The 19,952-nt window shown below is 65.4% G+C and carries 21 protein-coding genes; 3 read left to right on the top strand and 18 right to left on the bottom strand.

Annotated elements, in window-relative coordinates:
* Positions 1-30 precede the first annotated feature (30 nt).
* The 8 genes from ACOIX3_RS25530 to ACOIX3_RS25565 all read right to left on the bottom strand — a co-directional run bounded on the left by ACOIX3_RS25530 (position 31) and on the right by ACOIX3_RS25565 (position 7,927).
* Positions 31-987 carry a GAF domain-containing protein gene (locus ACOIX3_RS25530; RefSeq protein ID WP_420964795.1) on the bottom strand — a complete coding sequence of 319 codons (957 nt, stop codon included), beginning with the start codon at positions 985-987 and terminating at the stop codon, positions 31-33.
* A gap of 203 nt (positions 988-1,190) precedes the next feature.
* Positions 1,191-1,934: a signal peptidase I gene (gene lepB, locus ACOIX3_RS25535; RefSeq protein ID WP_420964796.1), complete on the bottom strand. Its 744-nt coding sequence runs from the start codon at positions 1,932-1,934 to the stop codon at positions 1,191-1,193.
* 92 nt (positions 1,935-2,026) lie between these two features.
* The gene (locus ACOIX3_RS25540) at positions 2,027-3,154 is read right to left on the bottom strand and encodes a tlde1 domain-containing protein (RefSeq protein WP_420964797.1); all 1,128 of its coding nucleotides are present in this window, start codon (positions 3,152-3,154) and stop codon (positions 2,027-2,029) included.
* Between the two features lie 425 nt (positions 3,155-3,579).
* On the bottom strand, positions 3,580-4,275 hold the full coding sequence (locus ACOIX3_RS25545) for a DUF899 family protein (RefSeq protein ID WP_420964798.1): 696 nt from the start codon (positions 4,273-4,275) through the stop codon (positions 3,580-3,582).
* Between the two features lie 78 nt (positions 4,276-4,353).
* Positions 4,354-5,856 (bottom strand): glycosyltransferase family 39 protein, encoded by a 1,503-nt coding sequence (locus tag ACOIX3_RS25550; protein ID WP_420964799.1) that lies wholly within the window; start codon positions 5,854-5,856, stop codon positions 4,354-4,356.
* Positions 5,857-5,863: 7 nt separating this feature from the next.
* Complete coding sequence (locus ACOIX3_RS25555; RefSeq protein ID WP_420964800.1) at positions 5,864-6,997, bottom strand: glycosyltransferase; 1,134 nt, start codon at positions 6,995-6,997, stop codon at positions 5,864-5,866.
* 272 nt (positions 6,998-7,269) lie between these two features.
* The gene (locus ACOIX3_RS25560; RefSeq protein WP_420964801.1) at positions 7,270-7,473 is read right to left on the bottom strand and encodes a hypothetical protein; all 204 of its coding nucleotides are present in this window, start codon (positions 7,471-7,473) and stop codon (positions 7,270-7,272) included.
* A gap of 67 nt (positions 7,474-7,540) precedes the next feature.
* Entirely contained in the window at positions 7,541-7,927 is a 387-nt protein-coding gene (locus tag ACOIX3_RS25565; protein WP_420964802.1) for a hypothetical protein, read from the bottom strand.
* 140 nt (positions 7,928-8,067) lie between these two features.
* On the opposite strand from ACOIX3_RS25565, the gene ACOIX3_RS25570 reads away from it, so the two are divergent.
* Together ACOIX3_RS25570 and ACOIX3_RS25575 are read left to right on the top strand one after the other, a co-directional pair.
* Positions 8,068-8,895 carry a DUF72 domain-containing protein gene (locus ACOIX3_RS25570; protein ID WP_420964803.1) on the top strand — a complete coding sequence of 276 codons (828 nt, stop codon included), beginning with the start codon at positions 8,068-8,070 and terminating at the stop codon, positions 8,893-8,895.
* 12 nt (positions 8,896-8,907) lie between these two features.
* The gene (locus tag ACOIX3_RS25575) at positions 8,908-9,369 is read left to right on the top strand and encodes a DUF488 family protein (protein ID WP_420964804.1); all 462 of its coding nucleotides are present in this window, start codon (positions 8,908-8,910) and stop codon (positions 9,367-9,369) included.
* On the opposite strand, the gene ACOIX3_RS25580 is transcribed toward ACOIX3_RS25575, so the two are convergent.
* The 9 genes from ACOIX3_RS25580 to ACOIX3_RS25620 all read right to left on the bottom strand — a co-directional run bounded on the left by ACOIX3_RS25580 (position 9,366) and on the right by ACOIX3_RS25620 (position 18,488).
* Complete coding sequence (locus ACOIX3_RS25580) at positions 9,366-10,280, bottom strand: PhzF family phenazine biosynthesis protein (RefSeq protein WP_420964805.1); 915 nt, start codon at positions 10,278-10,280, stop codon at positions 9,366-9,368. The genes ACOIX3_RS25575 and ACOIX3_RS25580 overlap by 4 nt on opposite strands.
* Before the next feature lie 144 nt (positions 10,281-10,424).
* Positions 10,425-11,324, bottom strand: a complete 900-nt coding sequence (locus ACOIX3_RS25585) for an amidohydrolase family protein (RefSeq protein ID WP_420964806.1) — start codon at positions 11,322-11,324, stop codon at positions 10,425-10,427.
* A gap of 15 nt (positions 11,325-11,339) precedes the next feature.
* A complete protein-coding gene (locus tag ACOIX3_RS25590) occupies positions 11,340-12,584 on the bottom strand; it encodes an MFS transporter (protein ID WP_420964807.1) in 1,245 nt (414 codons plus the stop codon).
* Between the two features lie 45 nt (positions 12,585-12,629).
* Positions 12,630-13,358 (bottom strand): GntR family transcriptional regulator, encoded by a 729-nt coding sequence (locus ACOIX3_RS25595; protein WP_223976249.1) that lies wholly within the window; start codon positions 13,356-13,358, stop codon positions 12,630-12,632.
* A 71-nt stretch (positions 13,359-13,429) separates the two neighbouring features.
* Entirely contained in the window at positions 13,430-14,743 is a 1,314-nt protein-coding gene (locus ACOIX3_RS25600) for an adenylate/guanylate cyclase domain-containing protein (RefSeq protein WP_420964808.1), read from the bottom strand.
* A 112-nt stretch (positions 14,744-14,855) separates the two neighbouring features.
* A complete protein-coding gene (locus ACOIX3_RS25605; RefSeq protein WP_420964809.1) occupies positions 14,856-16,019 on the bottom strand; it encodes an ABC transporter permease in 1,164 nt (387 codons plus the stop codon).
* A gap of 5 nt (positions 16,020-16,024) precedes the next feature.
* The gene (locus ACOIX3_RS25610) at positions 16,025-16,984 is read right to left on the bottom strand and encodes an ABC transporter ATP-binding protein (RefSeq protein ID WP_420964810.1); all 960 of its coding nucleotides are present in this window, start codon (positions 16,982-16,984) and stop codon (positions 16,025-16,027) included.
* The gene (locus tag ACOIX3_RS25615; RefSeq protein WP_420964811.1) at positions 16,981-17,766 is read right to left on the bottom strand and encodes an HlyD family secretion protein; all 786 of its coding nucleotides are present in this window, start codon (positions 17,764-17,766) and stop codon (positions 16,981-16,983) included. The genes ACOIX3_RS25610 and ACOIX3_RS25615 overlap by 4 nt, the downstream gene beginning before the upstream one ends.
* Positions 17,763-18,488 (bottom strand): TetR/AcrR family transcriptional regulator, encoded by a 726-nt coding sequence (locus ACOIX3_RS25620; protein WP_420964812.1) that lies wholly within the window; start codon positions 18,486-18,488, stop codon positions 17,763-17,765. Before ACOIX3_RS25620 ends, ACOIX3_RS25615 begins: the two co-directional genes overlap by 4 nt.
* 520 nt (positions 18,489-19,008) lie before the next feature.
* On the opposite strand from ACOIX3_RS25620, the gene ACOIX3_RS25625 reads away from it, so the two are divergent.
* Complete coding sequence (locus tag ACOIX3_RS25625) at positions 19,009-19,365, top strand: DUF6572 domain-containing protein (protein WP_420964813.1); 357 nt, start codon at positions 19,009-19,011, stop codon at positions 19,363-19,365.
* A gap of 47 nt (positions 19,366-19,412) precedes the next feature.
* Here the strand turns inward: ACOIX3_RS25625 and ACOIX3_RS25630 are convergent, their stop codons facing one another.
* Positions 19,413-19,823 (bottom strand): DUF2000 family protein, encoded by a 411-nt coding sequence (locus ACOIX3_RS25630; RefSeq protein ID WP_420964814.1) that lies wholly within the window; start codon positions 19,821-19,823, stop codon positions 19,413-19,415.
* Positions 19,824-19,952 lie beyond the last annotated feature (129 nt).

The following is a 19,952-nucleotide window of genomic DNA, read 5'->3' on the forward strand; positions in this document are numbered from 1 at the left end:
GACGCCGGTTCTAGGCCTCTCGGATATGCTCTAGCGATGCAGGCCGAGCTGCTTGAGCTTGCGGTGCAATGTGGCGCGGGACATGTCGAGATCCTTGGCGGCCTTCGACACGTTGCCGCCGGCACGCGCCAGCGCGCGCTGCAACGCTGCACGTTCCGCGGCAGCAAGACCGCCGTCGTCGCTCCTCTCGCCGATCAGATCGGCCGCCGGCAATGGCCGCGCCAGCGATGCCGCGTTGAGGCCGAGCGCGCGGCGCGCGGCGCGCGTTGCACCGATCACGAGATCGTCGCGATCGACCGCGAGCAGCGAGTTGACGGCGCGCTCGCTTCGCGGTGTCAGCAGAATTCGCGCATCGGGAAACGCCCGGCGAAAATTCTCGGCTTCGATCGCGCGCGCGGCGTCCGTCACCGTTGTCGCGATCAGCCGGGAAAATCCGTCGGTCAGGTCCGCCCGGCAGGACGACACATCGAGCGCGGCGGCAAGCTCGCCATGCTCATCGAAGATCGGCGCGGTGGTGCAGAACAGGGCTGAATTGCGGGTGAAGAAGTGCTGCTCGCGGTCGATCGACAGCGGGCGCTTCTCGACGATGCAGGTGCCGATGCCGTTGGTCCCCTCGTACTTCTCGCTCCAGACTGCACCGGTCCAGAGCCCCCAGGCGTCGAACGTCGCATCATCGGCGCCCGCGCCGCGCCGGTCGACGACGACGCCGTCGCGGTCCGCGAGCAGCACCGAACAGCCGACCCCGCCCACCGCAAGGAACAGCCGGTCGAGCGTGCTCTGGGCGACTTTCAGGAATTCGCCGAGGCGCAGCTGTGCGGCGGCGATCTCAGCCTGGCCGAGACGATGGGAAGGCAGGCGGCTCGCCGGATCGAGCGCATGCAGATGGCCGGAACGACGCCACGACGCCGACAGGTCGGATGGCGCCCCGCCTCCGGCCAGCACGTCGAGAACCTTGTCCGTGTGCATGACACCTGGCGACCGGCTCATGCTTCCCTCCCCTGCTCCCCGGGGTCTGTGACCCTCGGGAGCGCGGCGCTGCCAGCCCTGGCACCCTTGTATTTCGCAGGATATAGCGCTCCCAGCGGCCTTTCAAGGGATGGCCACCGCGACCTTCGGACAGGAACCGGCGATGCGTCGGTAGACCCGCCACGCACCCGGCCGCCGCTTCGGCGGCGGGCGGCGCGGCACCCCTAGCGGACAACCGTGCCCATGCGCTCGGTCCTCATCACACCGTCTGGCGATCGTGAGAAATAGATCAGGCCGGCCCGCCCGATCATGTTCTCGAGCGGAATAGTGCCGACGGCAGGCATGCGACTATCCGAGGAATTGTCGCGATTGTCGCCCAGCATGAAGAAGTGACCGGCGGGAACGGTGAAGACGTTCGTGTTATCGAAATACCCGTGATCGGTGCAATCGAGCGTTTCGTAGCTCACGCCGTTCGGCAACGTCTCGTGCCAGCGCCGCGCCCGGCCTTCTCCACTCGACCCGCAGGGGTCGTCGCCGACGAAATCCAGCATCCGCTCGCGCGCCACGGCCGTCCCGTTGATGATGAGCTGCCCAACTCGCATCTGAATGCGGTCACCAGGCAGCCCGACAACGCGCTTGATGTAGTCGACGCGATCATCCTTCGGCAGCCGGAACACCACCACGTCGCCGCGCGCCGGGGATGATCCGAAGATGCGCCCCTCAAACAGCCTGGGCGAGAACGGAATGGAGTAGTGCGTGTAGCCGTAAGCGAATTTCGAGACGAACAGATTGTCGCCGACCCGCAGGGTGGGCATCATCGAACTGGCGGGGATACTGAAGGGCTGAAACAGGAAGGTGCGAAACAGCGGCGGAGACAGGATCGGGCCCGCGACGATCACGAGCAGCGCGACCAGCAGGATCTTGCCCCACGGCCACCGGCGGCGGCCGGCCTCTTGCACGAGTGTCATACGCCTGCCCTGCGCTCGAATTCACGTCGCCGTAGGTAGCTCACGACGTGGGGCGGGCCAAGGGGGCAAGCGCCCCCTCCGGCAGAATGCGCTTACTGAACCCTCGCCAAGACCGCGAGGCGGCGGATGCCCTTGTTACGGTAGGCATCGAGGAACGCGTAATAGTCCTTGAACGAGACGCAACCGTTGGAGTCGCCGTTCGGGCCGAGCATGAAAGTGTGCGCGAGCAGGCCGTCGCGGTTGAAGATCTTGCCCTCGCCGCCGATCGGATTGAGCCGCAGCGCCGGCACGCCGTGGAACAGCGCCTCGCGCGGCTTGAGTTCGTAGATGTGCGGCGGCGTCACGCCGACCATCTTCATATGCGAGGATCTGGGATCGTCGAGCCGGGAGCCGAGGCCGGAATGCGCCTCGAGCCGCGTGCCGTCCGGCAAATACACGGTCTTGGCCGAGATGTCGTACACCGCGGTCTGGCGGTCATAGGGCGGCGAGCCGCCGAGCATCGGGTTCTGGTCCAGCGTCGAGGGAATGCTGCCGGTGACATTGGCATCGGCCGAGGCGAAGGAGAGCAGCCCGCCGCTCGACTCGCGCTTGCCCCACAGCTTCTCGACCATGGTCTGCCGCTCGCTCGATGCGATCGACAGCACCGCGGCCTTGGCGCGCGCGGCCATGTCACGGACGCCACCGGATTTGGTCGCCTGCTTCGCCTCGGGCGCCTTCTCGGCGGGCTTCGACTCAACCGTCGCAGCGGGATCGTTGAGCGCCACCTTCAGATTGGCGGCGGCTTGCTTCTTGGCGGTCTCGACCGATTTCGGCGCCGGCAACGGCTTCGATGTCTCGGCGAGCTCTGCTGTCGCCACCGCCCTCGCCGCTACGGCGACCTTGGGTTCAGCGGCCTGCTTGATCGGGTCGATCTGCGGTGCGGCGTCGGCCACGACGCTCGACGCGACGCCATCGGGCGCGGCGGCCGCAAACCGATCGTTAAACATAAGCGACGGAGTTGGCGCCTCCGACTTCGCGACCTGGGTCTTGGCGGGCGCCGCCGGCGCGGGCGTCAAGGACGCGAACACCTCGTTGAACGCGGGTGCGGGTCGCGCGGCAACCGCGACGGGCCGCTTCACCGCCGGCGCTTCAAACGACGCATTGCCGACCGACGGATAGACGCTCGCCGCAAAGATGTTGGCATAGACGGTCCAGGCGCAGCCAAGCACCAGCCCCGCCACCGCGGCGCTGCCGAGGAAATGCTGTGGGAGGATTTTTCGGGAGGTTTTCTTGCGGCTTGGGGCCCCAAGAACATACGCACTCGCACTCGTACCCATACGCCCGGCGCTCAAAACAGGTCCACCTTTGTCCCTCACTCGACGCATCGTCGAACGGTGTTCGGCTCAACGTCGCGCGGGGGCACAGACGGCCATTAAGGCGACTTTTAGTTAAATGCGACTTAACCGGATGCGATCCCCTGCAACGCGGGAAGTGCCTGTGGCGTAGGGCTTTTTTAAGATGGCATTGGACCGCCAAAACGGCTTTTTTGTCCCATGATGGGACATTCCGGCACGCGGTTCCGCTACCGCATGCCGAGATAAATCCTAGGGAGAATTTCCTTGCCGACGGCCCCGTAATCGCGCGGGGATCGAGCAAAATCCATCTCTCAATAGCTGAGCTTCGGATACCAGTCCGCGCCGCGCCCCTCGCGCGTGGTGTCGAGCAGGGTCCAGAGCGGATCCAGGTCCGGCGCGCCGCGTGGGTCCTGGCCGGGATCGACCGTCCCGGCGCCCATTTCGCCGGCCCAGAAATGCCGGATCACACCGCTCTGGCGCGTGAAGACATTGTAGCCGGGCACGTCGCTGTCATCCTCGCTGACGTAGTCGCGCGTGTAATCGCCCGACGCATCCGAATAGACCTTGTGACGCGTCCAGCCGCGCGCCTTCTTCGCCTCGATCAGCCGCGCGATCGGCGAGCGCGCTACGAACACCAACGAGACGCGCTGCTCGATGTCGGGCAGCTTCTCCTCCCATGTGCCCATGAACGACGTGCACATCGGACACGGCTTCTCGCGCTGCGGGCCGAACATGTAGCTGTAGATGATGAGCGTCTGCTTGTTACCGAACAGATCGGCGAGCGAGGCCGCGCCGGGCTCGCCGGTGAACTCATAGGCCCTGGTCACCTCGCCGCCCGGCGGCAAGGCGCGACGCAGCTCGGCGACGCGCGCGATGTGCCGCCGTAGCTCGATCTCCTCGACGAGCAGTGCCTGGCGCGCCCGGCGATATTCGGCGCTCTCATTCGGAAAGCGCCTGGCATTGGTGCTGGCGAGTTCGGCGGCGGGCTTGAGGACGGAACTGGTCATGGTTGGAACCTCGCGTGGTTGACGGGCTCCCTGGAAGACGAACCGGAACCGGTCGATCCGACATCAACGGCGACGGCTTTATTGCAGTTCCGGCGGCGGCGAACGGTCGAAGACCTCGCCCTTTGCGCCATCCAGCAGATCGAGCGCGTAGGTCTCGATCACCAATGGCCCACGCATGCGTTTTATCTCGGCCACGGTTTCGACATGGGCGAAATTGTCGCGCATCGAGGTCGGCATCGCCTGCTCGACCTCATGCACATACAGCAGCTTGCCGGCCAGCTGCGCCGGGCTCGGCTCAGGCATGTTGACCCAGCGAATGCGCTGGCCTTGTTGCGCGACGCAGGTGCCCTTGGGGAGATAGAAGGCCAGCCAGCCGGTGGTGCCGTAGTCCGGCGCCAGCACGCAGCTCGCGCCGGACCGCGCGCGCACCGCCTCAATCTCGCCGGCGAGTTCCTGCCAGCCGACGCCGACGCTGCGCACGGTGGCGTCGCGGCGGTAGCCCGAGAGCATGCCGGTGTTGGCCTGCACGATCAGCAGCGCGAACAACACGACCCCCGTGGGCGCGGCCCAGCGGCGGCAGAAATCGATCGTGCGCTGCTCGCGCGGCGCCCACTGCACCTGGATCGCCGCGACCGCGGCCGCCACCGCAAACGCCGGATAGACCGGCGCGAACCAGTTGGCCTCGACCCGCGCATGCAGCGCGTGCCAGGTGAAGTAGACCACGATGGTCCAGAACATCGTGTTGACCAGCACGCGCGCGGGCATCGCGCCGGCGCGGCGCCGGTAGAGCGCGTAGAGGCCCATCACACCGAGGATGAAGACCAAGGGCGTCGCGAACGCCAACTGCGTCGGGATCAGCTCGGCGATGTAGTTCGGGCGGAAGTCCTCGATCCGGGCGCGGCCCATCTGTTTGATGAACGACACCCAGTGGTGATCGGCATTCCAGAGCACGACCGGCGCAAACAGGCCGGCCGCAACCAGGCCGCCGAGATAGAGCCACGGCGAGAGATACCAGCGCCGCAGCTTCGGCACGACAGCAAGCCAGATCAGGATCGCGGGTCCAAAGAACAGCGCCGTGTATTTCGACAGCAGCGCCAGGCCCGCGCTGACGCCGACCGCAAGCCACCAGGCGCCGCGGCCGCTCTCCAGCACCTTTGCAAGCGAATACAGCAGGAAGCTCGCGGCAACCAGCAGCGGCGCATCCGGCGTCACGATCAGCGTGCCGACGGCGGCCATCAGTGTGACATTGAGCAGGATCGTTGCGCTGGCGGCGATGCGCCGGCCGCCGAACAGGATCTCGGTTGCCCGATAGATCGCCCAGCTCATCGGCAACGCGAGCAGGATCGACGCCACCCGCACGCCGAACGGCGTATCGCCCGCGATCATGGTGCCGAGCCGGATCACGACCGCCACCATCGGCGGATGGTCGTAATAGCCGCCGGCGAGCGCCTTCGACCACATCCAGTAATAGGCTTCGTCGAAGGTCAGCGGCGTCCATGCGGCTGCGGCCAGCCGCAACACGACCAGCGCGCACACCGCAAGAGCGGTGTTCCGGGCCAGCCGCGCCTCGTTCGCGTTCATGCCACCGTCATCGCTTGCGCCAGACGAACAGCCCGGACATCGCGTAGTTCCACACCACGCCCATCAGCGCGCCGGCCGCGCCCGCAAGCCACCAGATCGGCTCCTGGTCGTAGACCGAGAACGCGACGCCGACATTGGCCAGCAGGCCGACGCTGCAGACCAGATAGAACAGCAGCAGGCCGCGCAGGATGCCAAAGCCCTTCAGCCGCTGGTCGCGATAGGTCAGGAAATTGTTGAGGATGAAGTTGCTGGTCATGGCAACGATCGCGCCGGTGGCCTGGGCCTCCGGGAATGGCGCCTTGAACAGTTCCAGCGCGATGAACAGCACGCTGAGATGCACCAGCAGGCCGAGCCCGCCGACCGCTGCGAACAGAATGAAGCGCAGCGAGATCACGTCGTTGGTCAGCTTCGCCAGCACCAGGCCAAGGAAGTCGAGCGCGACCATCGAGTCAAGCTTGCTCTCGCCATGCTGGCGGGCACCGAATGTGTACGGAATTTCGACCGCGCGCAGCTTGCCTTCCGCCGTCGCCACGACATCGAGCAGGATCTTGAAGCCCTGGGTCGACAGCTGCGGCGCAAGCTGCTCGAAACGGTCGCGGCGGATCATGAAGAAGCCGCTCATCGGGTCGGCGATCTCGACTTTCAACGAGCGGCGCGCGATCTCGGTGGCAAAGGCGCTGGCGCCGGCGCGCTGCTTGTTGAATCCTTCGGTCTTGTAGCCTTCGATATAGCGGCTGCCGACCACGAGCTCGGCTTCGCCGCTCTGCAGCAGGGCGAACATCTTCGGGAGCTGGGTCTCGTCATGCTGGAGGTCGGCATCCATGACCGCGGCATAGGGCGCGCTCGAGGCCAGGATGCCCTCGATGCAGGCGCCGGACAGACCGCGCCGGCCGATCCGGCGGATGCAGCGCACCCGGGAATCCTTCCGCGCCAGGGCGCGCACCACGTCCCAGGTACCGTCGGGCGAATTGTCATCGACGAAGATGACCTCCCAGGACACGTCCTTCAGGGTCGCGTCGAGCCGGCGGTACAGCACCGTGACATTGTCGCGTTCGTTGAAGGTCGGGACGACCACCGAAAGCTGCGGCAAACTTGCTGCCTGCGAGGAGGTTTCGGGGCCTAGTTTGATGGCGTCATTCATGAGCGCCAGCGTATAGCCGCAGCCTCCCCCGCTGCCAAGGCGGGCCGGCCCAAACGCTGTCTCGGAAAGCGGGAAAACGGGGCAAAATAGCTCTGAAAATGCCAACGACCACGAACAAGGGGCGCGCGTACATCCGGCGCAGCCAAACAATGTCGTGGTCGTCCCGGCGCCGGAGCCCTTAAGCTGCAACGTCGCCGTTGGACGCTAGATGGGAAGGCCCCAGGCGGTCCGCAAGGGGCGGCCTGCAAGGGCGGGTCTGCAAAGGGTTGGCGCTAGTTGTTGGGGACTTCCCGGATCACCGGGCCGCGCGGGGCCGCCGGCGCGGCCTCAGCGGCGGGAGCCGCCTGCGGCTGCGCTGCCGCGGGCTGGCTCGGGTTACGGAGCTGGCTCGGCGACGGCCCGTAGATGAACGCAGCCGCCAGCGCGACGGCTGCGACCACCGCGCCCAAGAAGCCTGCCGTCGATTGTGATCTCATGCCGATCATCCCCTTGCCTGCGCGGATTGATATCAAAAATCGGCCGGCCGCAACAGGATTCGGGAACCTATTTCGCCGCGGCCCTGCGGCGGGTGAAGGCGGTCACGATGTCCTTCTGCGCCAGATCGATCGCGCGGTTGGCCGTCGTCAGATTGGCGTCGGCATCCTGCTTCGGAAACTGCAGCGACAGGAAGTCGATCAGCGACACCCGGAAATTCTGCCGCTCCGAGGGACAGACATTGGCGATCAGCGAGCTGAACTCCTGGTCGGACAGCGCCTTGTTGCTGTCGCGGGGATATTCGCGGGCGAGACAATTCCAGTAGGCGTCGCGGCCGGTGATCGCGAGCTTGTGCGCATCGTCGACCTCGTCGGCCATTGCAGCGGACGATATCGCAGCGGGCGATATGGCAGCGGAGGACGTGATCAGGAGGGCGGCCGCAACCAGCATGCGCATTGTTGTTCTCCATTTTGGCGCATCGTAGCGAAGAGCGACAACGACGATAAGCACCCCTGCGCCAATCTGGCAAACTGGCCAATCACGATTATTTTGACTACTCTCGATCCCCGTTCCCCCTCCTCGCGATGAGTGCAGTCGTGGCCAAAGCTCCCACCAAGGCGACCAAGACAGACGCAGGCAACATCTATATCGGCATCGGCGGCTGGACCTTCGAGCCGTGGCGCGGGGTGTTCTATCCCGAGAAGCTCACGCAGGCGAAGGAGCTGTCCTACGCCGCCTCCAAGCTGACCTCGATCGAGATCAACGGCACCTATTACGGATCGCAGAAACCGGAGAGCTTTCGCAAATGGGCCAGCGAAGTCCCTGATGGATTCATCTTCTCGCTGAAGGGGCCGCGCTTCGCGACCAACCGCCGCGTGCTCGCCGAGGCCGGCGATTCGGTGAAGCGGTTCTATGATTCGGGCGTGCTGGAGCTGAAGGACCGGCTCGGCCCGGTGCTGTGGCAGTTCGCGCCGACCAAGAAATTCGACGGCGCCGATTTCGGCAAGTTCCTCGAGCTGTTGCCGCGCAAGCTCGACGGCCGCGCGCTGCGCCATGTCGTCGAGGTGCGGCACGACAGCTTTTGCGTGCCCGAGTTCATCGCCCTCATTCGCGAGCACCAGGTGCCGGTGGTGTTCGCCGAGCACGGCAAGTATCCGGCGATTGCCGACGTCGCCAGCGATTTCGTCTATGCCCGGTTGCAGAAGGGCAATGACGAACTGAAGACCTGCTATCCGCCGAAGCAGCTCGATGCCTGGGCCAAGCGGTTTCAGGACTGGGCCGGCGGCAGCGAGCCGGACGACCTGCCGCGGGTCGACAAATCAGCGCCGAAGAAGGCGCCGCGCGACGTGTTCGCCTACGTGATCCACGAGGGCAAGATCCGCGCGCCGGCGGGCGCGATGGAATTGATCGAACGGGTGAAGTGAGGGAGAGGGCCGATGGCGAAGGCGAAAAAGCTGTTCACCATCGGCTACGAGCAGACGCCGTCCAAGGCCGTGCTCGATGAGCTCGAGCATGCCGGCGTCAAGCTGCTGGTCGATGTCCGCGCGGTAGCCTCCTCGCGCCGCCCCGGCTTCTCCAAGAGCCAGCTCGCCGCGGGCCTCGACGAGCGCGGCATCGGCTACGTCCACCTCCGCGGCCTCGGCACGCCGAAGAGCGGCCGGGAGGCGGCGCGCAGCGGGCAATATGCGCTGCTGCACAAGGTCTATTCGGCGCACCTCAAGACGGTGCAGGCCAAGGAGGAGCGCGACGAGCTGTCGGCGCTGGTGAAGAAGTCCGGCCCGGTCTGCATCCTCTGCTACGAGCGCGACCACGAACATTGTCACCGCCGCTGGATCGCCGAGATCATCGAGGACCGCGACGGCGTCAAGATCGAGAATCTCACCGCGCCGCAGGTTTAGCCTTTCCCCTCCAGGCGCAACGTCCCCTCCATCATCTGCACGCAGGCCCCGCCGACATGTGCGGATAGGACTGCGCCATCCTGCTTGCGCACGCGGGTCAGCAGCAGGCTCGGCCGGCCCATGTCAAAGCCCTGGCCGACCGTCAGCTTCAGGGTGCCGTCGCGCAACGAATCGAGCGCGGCAAGCAGCGCGGCCGCGGCGACCGTTGCGCTGCCCGTGGCCGGATCCTCGATCAGGCCGCTTGATCCCGGAAAGAACATCCGCGCCTGCAGATCGCAAGGCGCCTCCGCAACGGGGACGTCGCGCGTGTAGAAGTACGCAGAGAATGCGCCGTCACGCGGGAAGAAGCGGCCGAACGCCGCCGCATCCGGTTTTGCCCGCCGCACCGCATCGCGCGATGCGACCTCAAAGACCAGGAACGGCGTTCCGACGCCGACCACCTGCGGTGCCTGGCGATCCGTCCTGACGTCGTCTGCGGTGAGCGAGATCAGGCTCGCGACCTCGGCGGCGGAGAATTGCGACAGGCGCGACAGCGGCTGCGGCGCGGTCAGTTCAGTGGCAACGACCCTGCCGCCCTCTCGCGCGATATCGACCGGGACCAACCCCGCCTTCTCCTCGAAGATCAGACGTGGCTTCGGCTCGTTCGCAAGCTGTGCCAGCACGAAGGCGGTGCCGACATTGGGATGGCCGGCAAACGGCAGTTCTCTGACCGGCGTGAAGATGCGAACCTGGGCGTCGTTGGCCTTGTCCTGCGGCGGCAGCACGAAGGTCGTCTCGGAATAGTTGAACTCGGTCGCGATCGCCTGCATCTCTTCGCTCGACAGCCCTTCGGCGTCGAGCACCACGGCGAGCGGGTTGCCGCCGAAGGTGCGGTCGGTGAAAACGTCGACGGTGATATAGTGGCGCTGCATCTTGCGTGTCCTTGTGCCGGTCATTCCGATGGCGTCATCGTAACACAGCAGCAACGACGCCCTTCAGAGCACTCGGTACAATCGCGCTCCTTGTTTGAGCATGATCTTCTCGGAAAACCGCTTCACACTTTTCCGGATCATGCTTTAGAAGCGAAACAACTCGCGCGGCGATGCGAGCACGCGGGCGCGCTCATCAGCGTCGACGATGAGCTCGTCGAGGAATTTGCGGTTCTTCGCGTAGCTCTGCGTCGCCTCGAATTGGGTGTGCGGCCAGTCGCTGCCCCACAGTAGCCGGTCGACGCCGAAAGCCGTGCGCAGCAACGGATAAGCCTGCTTCGCGAACGTCTCGCCAGCGGCGCCGTTGCGATAGGGTGCGGAGATCTTGACCCAGACATTTCGCGTCGCGCCAAGCTTGAGGACCGACTGGAATCCGGGATCGTCGATGCCGAGCTTCGGATCGGGCAAGGCGAAATGATCGAGCACGACTTTCACGCCCTGGTCGAGCAGCGTTGGCGCGAGCGTCGCGAGATCGCCGGCGTTGCGCTGGATCTCGACCTGCCAGTCGAGCGTCCTGATCTGTGCCAGCAGCGCCGTCCACTCCGGCGACGTCAGATCAGGCAGCTTCTGGCCGACCAGATTGAGACGGATGCCGGCGACGCCGGCACGGTCGAGCGCGCGCAGCTCGTCGGCGGCAACGGCAACGTCGACCACGGCGATGCCGCGCAGCCGGCCATTGGTCGCCTTCAGGCATTCGACGAGATAAGAATTGTCGGTGCCGAGAAAGCTCGGCTGCACCAACACGCCGTTGGTGATGCCGTTCTGGTCGAGCTGCTGCAGATAGAGCGCGAGCGGCGCGTCGTAGTCGGGCGCGTAGCGTCGGCCGGCCGCGAGCTTCAGCCCGCGATGGAAGACGTGGGCGTGGGTATCGATCGCGAGTTTCGGCACCTCAGCCCTCACCTTGCTCGCCAATCCGCCTGCCGACAGCGCGGCAACCACTCCCGCGGCGAATTTTCGCCGCGTCAACCCAGGTTCGTACGATGTCATGATTATTCCTCGTCATCACGCGCGCGTGGCGGCGGCCTGCTCGAAAACCTTGCCGCGGGTTTCCGGCAGCATCAGCACCGCGACCAGCACCAGCGAATAGGCGAACGCCGCGTCGATCCCGATCGCAGCGCCAAGGCCGATGTGATCGCTGAGGTAGCCGACCAGGAAGGGAAACGCCGCGGAGACGATGCGGCCGAAATTGTAGCAGAAGCCGACGCCGGTGCCGCGCACGCCGGCCGGATAGAGCTCGCTGAACAGCGCCGCCATGCTGGCGGGAATGCCCGCCGAGAAGAAGCCGAGCGGAAAGCCGAGCACCAGCATCTGCGAATTCGAGAGCGGCGCGAAGATGTAGACCAGCACCGTCACGACGCAGGCAGCGGCGAACAGCGTCACATTGGCGCGCCGCCCGATGCGGTCGCTGATGATCCCCGAGACCACGCAGCCGCAGAAGAAGGCGACGATGATGACGGCGAGATAGGCGCTGGAGCCGAGCACCGAGAGATGCCGCACCTCGCGCAGGAAGGTCGGCAGGAATGTCGTCAGCGCCGCATAGCCGCCATGGGCGCCGATGCCGAACAGACCGCCGATCAAGGTCGAGCGCAGCACGTCGCGGTGAAAGATTCCGGCGAGCGTCGCGAAGAACGGCGGCTCGGCCTCGCGCGCTGCGGCGCGCGGCGGCTCCTTCAGCCCGCGGCGGATATACAGGATCAGCAGCGCCGGGATCAGGCCGACCGCGAACAGGATGCGCCAGGCGATCTCGGCGGGCGCATAGGTGAAGACCAAAGCCGACAGCAGCACGGCCGCACCCCAGCCGACCGCCCAGGCGCTCTGCACGGCGCCGAGCGCCTTGCCGCGATGCTCGGCGCGAATGATCTCGGCCATCAGCACCGCACCGCACGCCCATTCGGCACCGAAGCCGATGCCCTGGATCGCCTTCAGGACCACGAGCTGGCTGTAGCTCATCGCGAAGGCCGAGGCGAAGGTCGCGAGCGCAAAGGTCGCGACCGTGATCTGCAACGCCTGCACCCGCCCGAAACGGTCGCCGAGCGCGCCGCCGAGCCAGCCGCCGAACGCGCCGAAGAACAGCGTGACCGAGCCGAGCAGACCGGCGTCGGCCTTGCTGATCCCGAAGGCCGTGATCAGCGCTGGAATCGCGAGGCTGAACATCTGGACGTCGAGTGCATCCAACCCCCAGCCGCCGAAGCTTGCCCAGAAGGTGCGCCGTTCGAGCGGCGAGCATTCGCTGTACCAGTTTGCCATTTCTTCTCCCTGTGAATTGTTATGTTGTTGTGTTTGGTTACCGCGCTATCTGATCTCGGCGTGGTAGCGGAAGCGATCCGCCGGCCCGCGCGAGCGGCGCCATTCGATCGGCCGCCGCTCCAGATCGAACGCCAGGCGCTCGATCACGATCAGCGGCGCATTGGCCTCCAATCGCAGCAGGCGCGATTGCATCTCGGTCGCGATCTCGACGGTGAGGATTTCATCGGCGGAGACCACGACCTGGCCGCAGCGGTCCTCATAGAGCGGATACAAGAGATCGCCGAACTCGGAGGTCGCGAGCGCGAGCAGCGCCTCGAAGCGCGACCTCTCGAGCCAGATCTCCTCGGCCAATAGCGGCACGTCGTCGATCAGCCGCAGGCGCGACAGGCTGATGACGGGTTCGCCGACGCCGATGCGCAGCGCCGAGGCGACGGCCGAAGTCGCCGGCATCGCCTTGCGCCGCAGGATACGGCTTTGCGGCACGCGGCGCTCGCCGCTCTCGGACTGGAAGCGGAAGAAGCGGAACAGCGACGAATTGAACCGCGCGCGGCGCACGAAGGTGCCGCGGCCCTGCTGACGCTCCAGCACGCCGTCGCTGACGAGCTGATCGATCGCCTTGCGCACGGTGCCGATCGCGACGCCGTAATGCGCGCCGAGCTCGGCCTCGGAGGGGATCAGGTCCCCGGGACGCCATTCATTGCGATTGATGCGCGCCGCGAGGTCGTCGCGGAGACGCTGGTAGCGCGGGAGGCGGTCGTCGAGAGCTGAATTCATATAGTCATCTATATGAGTATAGGAGGCCGCGTCAATCGCTACCTTATTACCTCAAGCCTGAATGCTGGGCCCTACCCCAATTGCCAGACCGCCACCGGGTGCTCGTAACCCCGCACCGGGACCTCGCCGCGCGACACGGCGTCCTTGCATTCGTCGCCGAGCGCCTCGCGCACCGCGGACGAGATCAGGAATTGCGAGCCGAGCTCCTTGTTGAGCGCTTCGAGCCGGGCGGCAAAATTCACGGTGTCGCCGATCACGGTGTATTCCTTGCGCCGCGGCGAGCCGATATTACCGGCCACGACCTCGCCGATATGGATGCCGATGCCGATGCGCAGCGGCCAGCTCGACGACGCATTGGTGCGCTCGTTGGCGGCCAGCATCTCGCGCGCGGCGGCGACCGCCTGATGCGCGGCGTCGCCGGCCTCGAACGGCGCGCCGAACAGCGCGAGAAAGCCGTCGCCGAGAAACTTGTTCACGATGCCGCCATGGCGATCGAGGATATCGACCAGCACGGCAAAGGCGCCGTCGAGCCGGTCGACCACCTCCTGCGGCGAGCGTGAGCGCGCGCCCGCGGTGAAGCTGCGGAAATCGACGAACATCACGGCGACACGGCGGATGTCGCTCGCGGTAGAGGCCCCCTCCGCCATCAGGCGTTCGACCACCTGCGGCGAGACGTGCTGGCCGAACAGATTGGTGATGCGGTCGCGCGCGGTGGCGGCGGCGATGCTGGCCGCGAACTGCCGCCGCAGCTGCAGGCCGACCGCGCCGGCCAGCACGCCGCAGATCAGGATGATCGTGCTGCGCGCGGCGTGATAATAGATGCCCTGATCGGCCGCGACGCCAGCAGCCGCATGGAAGAACACCGCCATGTAGAACAGCTCGGTCGCGGCGACGACGCCGGTAAAGGTCGAGAGCCAGAAATCGAGCCGCAGCGTCGAGAGGATGATGAACACGAAATAGACCAGAGGGGCGACGAAGCCGAGCGCCTCCTGGCGGCCCATGCTGTCGATATGCAGCGCCAGCACGACGGTCGGCAACGAGGTCTCGACCAGTACGCCGACGTAGCGCCGGATCACCGGCAGGTCGCGGCCCTTGCGCCTGTACCAGCTGATCGCACTGTGCACCCAGATTTCGAACAGGATCAGCGGAACGGTGACATAGAAAATGTAGATCGGGTTGAGGTTGCCGTGCCAGACCCGGCTGACCGCCTCGGGCGCGAACAGATACACCAGCAGGCTGATCGCCCCCAGCACGATGGTCGTGCCGATCAGCACCTTGATGCGGAGCAGCTCGGTGGTCATCACCTCGCGCATCAAGGCGTGGTGGAAATCGGCGGATACCGTCGTGCTTGCCGCCGCGCTATCAATATCCGAAGATTCCGCCATTTCCCCGCCCCGGTCATTCCGGGGCGCGAAGCGAACCCGGAATCTCGAGATTCCGGGTTCGATGCTTCGCATCGCCCCGGAATGACGATCATTGATGGCATCCATCATAGCCTCAATCGAGCGTACGGCGGAAGCGCGTCACGGCAACCGTCATGGCGAACAGCATCAGGGCGGCCAGCGCGATGGTGTCGTATTGCAGGTTCGGCATCCCGGCGCCCTTCAGCATGATGGCGCGGACGATGCGGACGAAATGGGTCAGCGGCAGCCCCTCGCCGATATACTGCGCCCAGACCGGCATGCCCGCGAACGGAAACATGAAGCCGGACAGCAGGATGCTCGGCAGGAAGAACATCATCGAGAGCTGCATCGCCTGCAGCTGGTTCTGTACGATGGTCGAGAAGGTGTAGCCGATCGACAGGTTGGTGGTGATGAACAGCGTGGTGAGCAGCGCCAGCAGCGTCAGACTGCCGAGCACCGGCACGCCGAACAGCAAGATACCGATGGCGATGATCAGGGTAGCCTGGATGAAGCCGACCAGCACATAGGGGATGATCTTGCCGAACATCACCTCGACCGGCTTGATCGGCATCGACAGCAGGCTCTCCATGGTGCCGCGCTCGATCTCGCGCGTCACCGAGAGCGCGGTGAAGATCAGCATCGTCATGGTCAGGATGGTCCCGACCAGGCCGGGCACGATGTTGAGGCGCGAATCCGCCGCCGGATTGTAGCGGGCATGGGCGCGGATCTCGAACGGCATGTCCGGGGGATCGCCGATGTGCAGATCGTGCGCCAGAGCCGATTGCACCAGCGGCCCGAGCGTACCGAGTGCCGAACCCGCCGCGGTGGGGTCGGTGGCATCGGCCGCGACCAGCAGCGCCGGCCGGTCGCCGCGCCGCACCGCGCGCTCGAAGCCGCGCGGGATCTCGACGCCGAACAGCACCTTGCCGGACTGCAGGAGTTCGTCGAATTCCTCGACGGTGTGGACCTCACGGACAAAATGGAAATAGGCGGTGTTCTCCATCGCCTTCAGGATCGAACGCCCGAGGTCGGTGTCCTCCTGGGTCAGCACCGCGGTCGGCAGGTTGCGCGGCGTGGTGTTGATGGCGTAGCCGAACAGCGTGAGCTGCATCACCGGCAGCATGATGATCATGGCGAACGAGACGCGGTCGCGACGGAGCTGGATGAACTCCTTGACCAGCATCGCATAGCTGCGCCGCCAGAAGCCGAACGCCGGCTCCCTCTCTTCATCTTTCCGGATCGTATCCGTCGCACTCATGGCGGTTATCCTTGGAAGTTGTCCTTGGAGCGCCCCATCAGATCGATGAAGACGTCTTCGAGCGACGGCTCGCTCGGCTGCCAGTGCCACTTCGAATTGCCGCGGTAGGGCGCGATGGCAGCCTCGAGCGCCGCCTTGTCGCGGCCGGAGACATGCAGGCTGGTGCCGAACGGCGCCACCATGTCGACGCCGGGCTTGCCTGACAGTTCGGCCATCAGCCCGTTGAAATCCTCGCCCGTCACCGTCCAGGTCGACAGCGCGGAGGCCGCGATCACCTCGTCCACCGTGCCGTGCGCCAGCAGATGACCGTAGGCGATATAGGCGATCTCATGACAGCGTTCGGCCTCGTCCATGTAATGGGTCGAGACCAGCACGGTGAGACCCTCGGCCGCGAGCGCGTGGATCTCGTTCCAGAAATCGCGCCGCGCCTTGGGATCGACGCCGGCGGTCGGCTCGTCCAGCAGCAGCAATTGCGGATTGGGCAGCGTGCAGGCGCCGAGCGCCAGCCGCTGCTTCCAGCCGCCGGAGAGATTGGCGGCGAGCTGCTCCTCGCGGCCCTTCAACCCGATCCGCGCGATCATGTCGGCCGCGGCGCCCCGCGCGTCCGGCATGCCATAGAGCCGCGCCACGAACTCCAGGTTCTCGCGCACCGACAGGTCCTGGTAGAGGCTGAAGCGCTGCGTCATGTAGCCGACCTTGCGCTTGATCTTGTCGGCATCGCGCCGGATGTCGTAGCCGAGGCAGGTGCCCTCGCCGCTGTCGGGTGTCAGCAGACCGCACAGGATGCGGATGGTGGTGGTCTTGCCGCTGCCGTTGGGGCCGAGGAAGCCGTAGATCGAGCCGCGCTTGACCTGCATCGACAGGTCATGGACCACCTCGCGCCCATTGAACGATTTGGTCAGCCCCTTCACATCGATCGCGATACGCGATCCGTCGGGCTGCGCGCTGGTGGGGCCGCTGTTCATCGGCGCTCCGCGACCGGCGTCTTGGGATTGAGGTAGATGCTGATCGGCTGGCCGACGCGCAGCACATCGGGCCGGCTCGGCCGCGCCTGGATCAGATAGACCAGCTTGTTGCGCTCATCGAGGCTGTAAATGACGGGCGGCGTGTACTCCGCCGTGGTGGCGATGAAGTAGATCTTCGCCGTGAGATCGGCCGCGCAATTGTCGCAGGTCACCCTCACCTCGTCGCCGAGCGCGAGCTTCGGCAGCTCGGTCTCCGGCACGAAGAACCGCAGCTTCATGTTGCCGGGCGGCATGATCGACAGCACCGGCCGCTGCGCCTGCACCATCTCGCCCTCGCGGAAATAGATCTGCTGGATCGCGCCCGCGATCGGCGCGAAGCCCTTGCGGCGGTCGAGCCGGGTCTGCGAGGTGACGACGCGCGCTTCCGCGACGCGCAGCGCCGAGACGGCGGAATCCAGATTAGCCTGGGTGCCGGCGCCGGTGCCGCGCAGCGAGGCCGCACGGTCATAGCTCTGCTGCGCGTTCGCCAAGGTCGCGTTGTTCTGGTTGAGATCGGCGCGCTGCAGATCGTCGTCGACCGAATAGAGCATATCGCCGGGCTTGACCTCGTCGCCCTCGCGCACGTTGAGCTTGATGACGCGGCCGGATTCATCCGGGCTGACGAAGATCATGTCGGCCTCGACCCAGCCCTGGAAGCCGGGGTCGCGTATCTCCTTGCAGCCGGCCAGCGCAGCCGCCAGCGCGACGACCGTCATCAGCTTCATCATGCGCGACGCGGTCATGTCTTCCTCCGTTCGCCGAAGATCAGATCGAGATGCACCTTGAACATCGCGAGCCCGTCGAGCGGCGCGTGGCGGGCAAACAGGCTCTGCCAGATCACCGCGACGATCGCAGGCGCGACGACCAGCTGCGGGAAATCCCCGAGCTCGCGGTGCCTGATCTCGCCGCGCGTGATCGCGAGCTGCACCAGCGCCTTCATGCCGGTCAGGCCCTTCGACACCACCTCGCGGAAATAGAAATCGGCGATCGCCGGAAAGCGCGGCCCTTCGGACACGATCAGGCGGATGATGTCGCCGCGCCGGGTCGCCACGACCTCGTGCATGAAGGTCTCGGCAAATCCCTCCACCGCGTCGCGCACCGGACCGGTGATGGTGGGCAGCGCGGTCAGGCGGCCGATCAGCGGCACCAGCGCGGTGCGGATCAGCTCCTCGAACATCGATTCCTTGTCCTTGAAGTAGAGATAGAGCGTACCCTTGGCGACGCCGGCGCGCTTGGCGACGTCGTCGAGCCGCGCCGCCGCAAAACCGCGCGCGATGAACTCGTCCATCGCCGCCTCGATGATCGCCGCGCGCCGCTCGGCGGATTTCCCGGCGCGGCTCGCAGCCGGCTTCGCCTCAGGCAAGGGTGCCGAGGCCACCTTCGGGATCCTCGCCGCGGCAGGGCGGATCGTGGTCCGGCGTTTGGCGGGCTGGGTGCGGGTCGTCTTTTCGGTGCGCTTTGTCATAGGCGCATTATGACTGACTGGTCAGTCATTGTCAATTCGATCAAGGAAAGCGCGCGGCGGCGCCGAGTGTTCCTGTCGTGGCGGCGATCTCCGATGCGGACATACGCCCGCGATTTCGGGGCCTAAACCCCGAGCTTTCTGGCTGTTTTCGCTTATCTGACGATTGAAGGGCGCAGGGACAAGCCGGGCACCGATCACCCCATGGGTGTCGCCCCTCTCGTCATTCCGGGGCGTGCGAAGCACGAGCCCGGAATCCATCAAGCGGCATAACTTCTGGACGAATGGATTCCGGGCTCGATGCTGCGCGTCGCCCCGGAATGACGACAGGGAGAGACGGCAGGCTAACAGAAACTCATCATCTCACCGCGCGGATAAGATCGATGGGTTCCGCTGCGCTCTACCCCATCCTACGCACTATCACCGGCACATTCGTGCGACCTTGGCCTGGGGCCTTGCTTGCGGACGCATAGCGAAGCTTCACTCAGCGGGTTATCGTGAGAAAGAAATCGGGATCGGGTCGATGTCTTTGGACAAGGTGGACGTTATTGATGCGATCAGCACCGCCAGGGACGGCTCAGCGATTTTCCTGACGATTATCGATGGCTGGGACTGGTCGGATGAGTTGCAGCACTTGTTGGCCCTGCAAGCCAAGTTCAACGCCTATTTCGATTTTGTTCAAAGCGGTCAGATCTATGAGGTTCGACCGGAGGCGTTGCGAAAGAATATCTGGATCAACCTTCTGACGCGGCACCCCCTTACGGAAAAGGCGCAGCAATTCCTGGCGATTGCAGAAAAAGCCGCGGCGCAGCTCAATGTAAAGATCGAACATCGCATCTTGCCGCCAAACGCATCAGGCTCTGCGGCCTCTCCCCCCTGAAATATCTACTTGCGGGATGAGCCAATGGAACACGGCGGCGTACCGCGCTAGGTATGAAACTTCAGCCCATCGAGGATCTTGTCGACCACCTTGCGCTCGGCGCGAAAGGCAAGACCGACCAGGTTGAGGTCGGCGCGCACCACCGCCCTCACCACCTCGCGGTTGGCGGCGTCATGCGTGGTCTTGAACATGTCCTCGGTGTAGAGCGCAGGCCGCACGTCGCGCGCCAGTGCGCGATCCAGCGCGCGTGACAGCTGCGCACGGTCGGCGCCGTAGATCAGGATCGGCTGGCCGATCAGGGACAGATATTTCGTCCCCGAGCCGTCCTCGTAATTCTCGCCGATACATTCGGGAAAGGAAGCTGCGATGCCACCGGCGAGAAACGACGCCACGTTGAGCTTCTGCCAGACTTCCAGGTCAGTGCGGATCACGACCGCGATCTTGGTGTCGAACTGCATAGGACTAAATCTATCCGCAGGTTGGCGACAAACACCAGTTCTGACGGTGCATCCCTCATCTGCCCGCCGGGCGCTGACCTTAGTTTCTCTTTGAGACCCCGGGACTGCCCTGCCCGACCTGAACCTGCC

This window comes from Bradyrhizobium sp. B120, assembly GCF_049075665.1.
Lineage (GTDB): Bacteria > Pseudomonadota > Alphaproteobacteria > Rhizobiales > Xanthobacteraceae > Bradyrhizobium.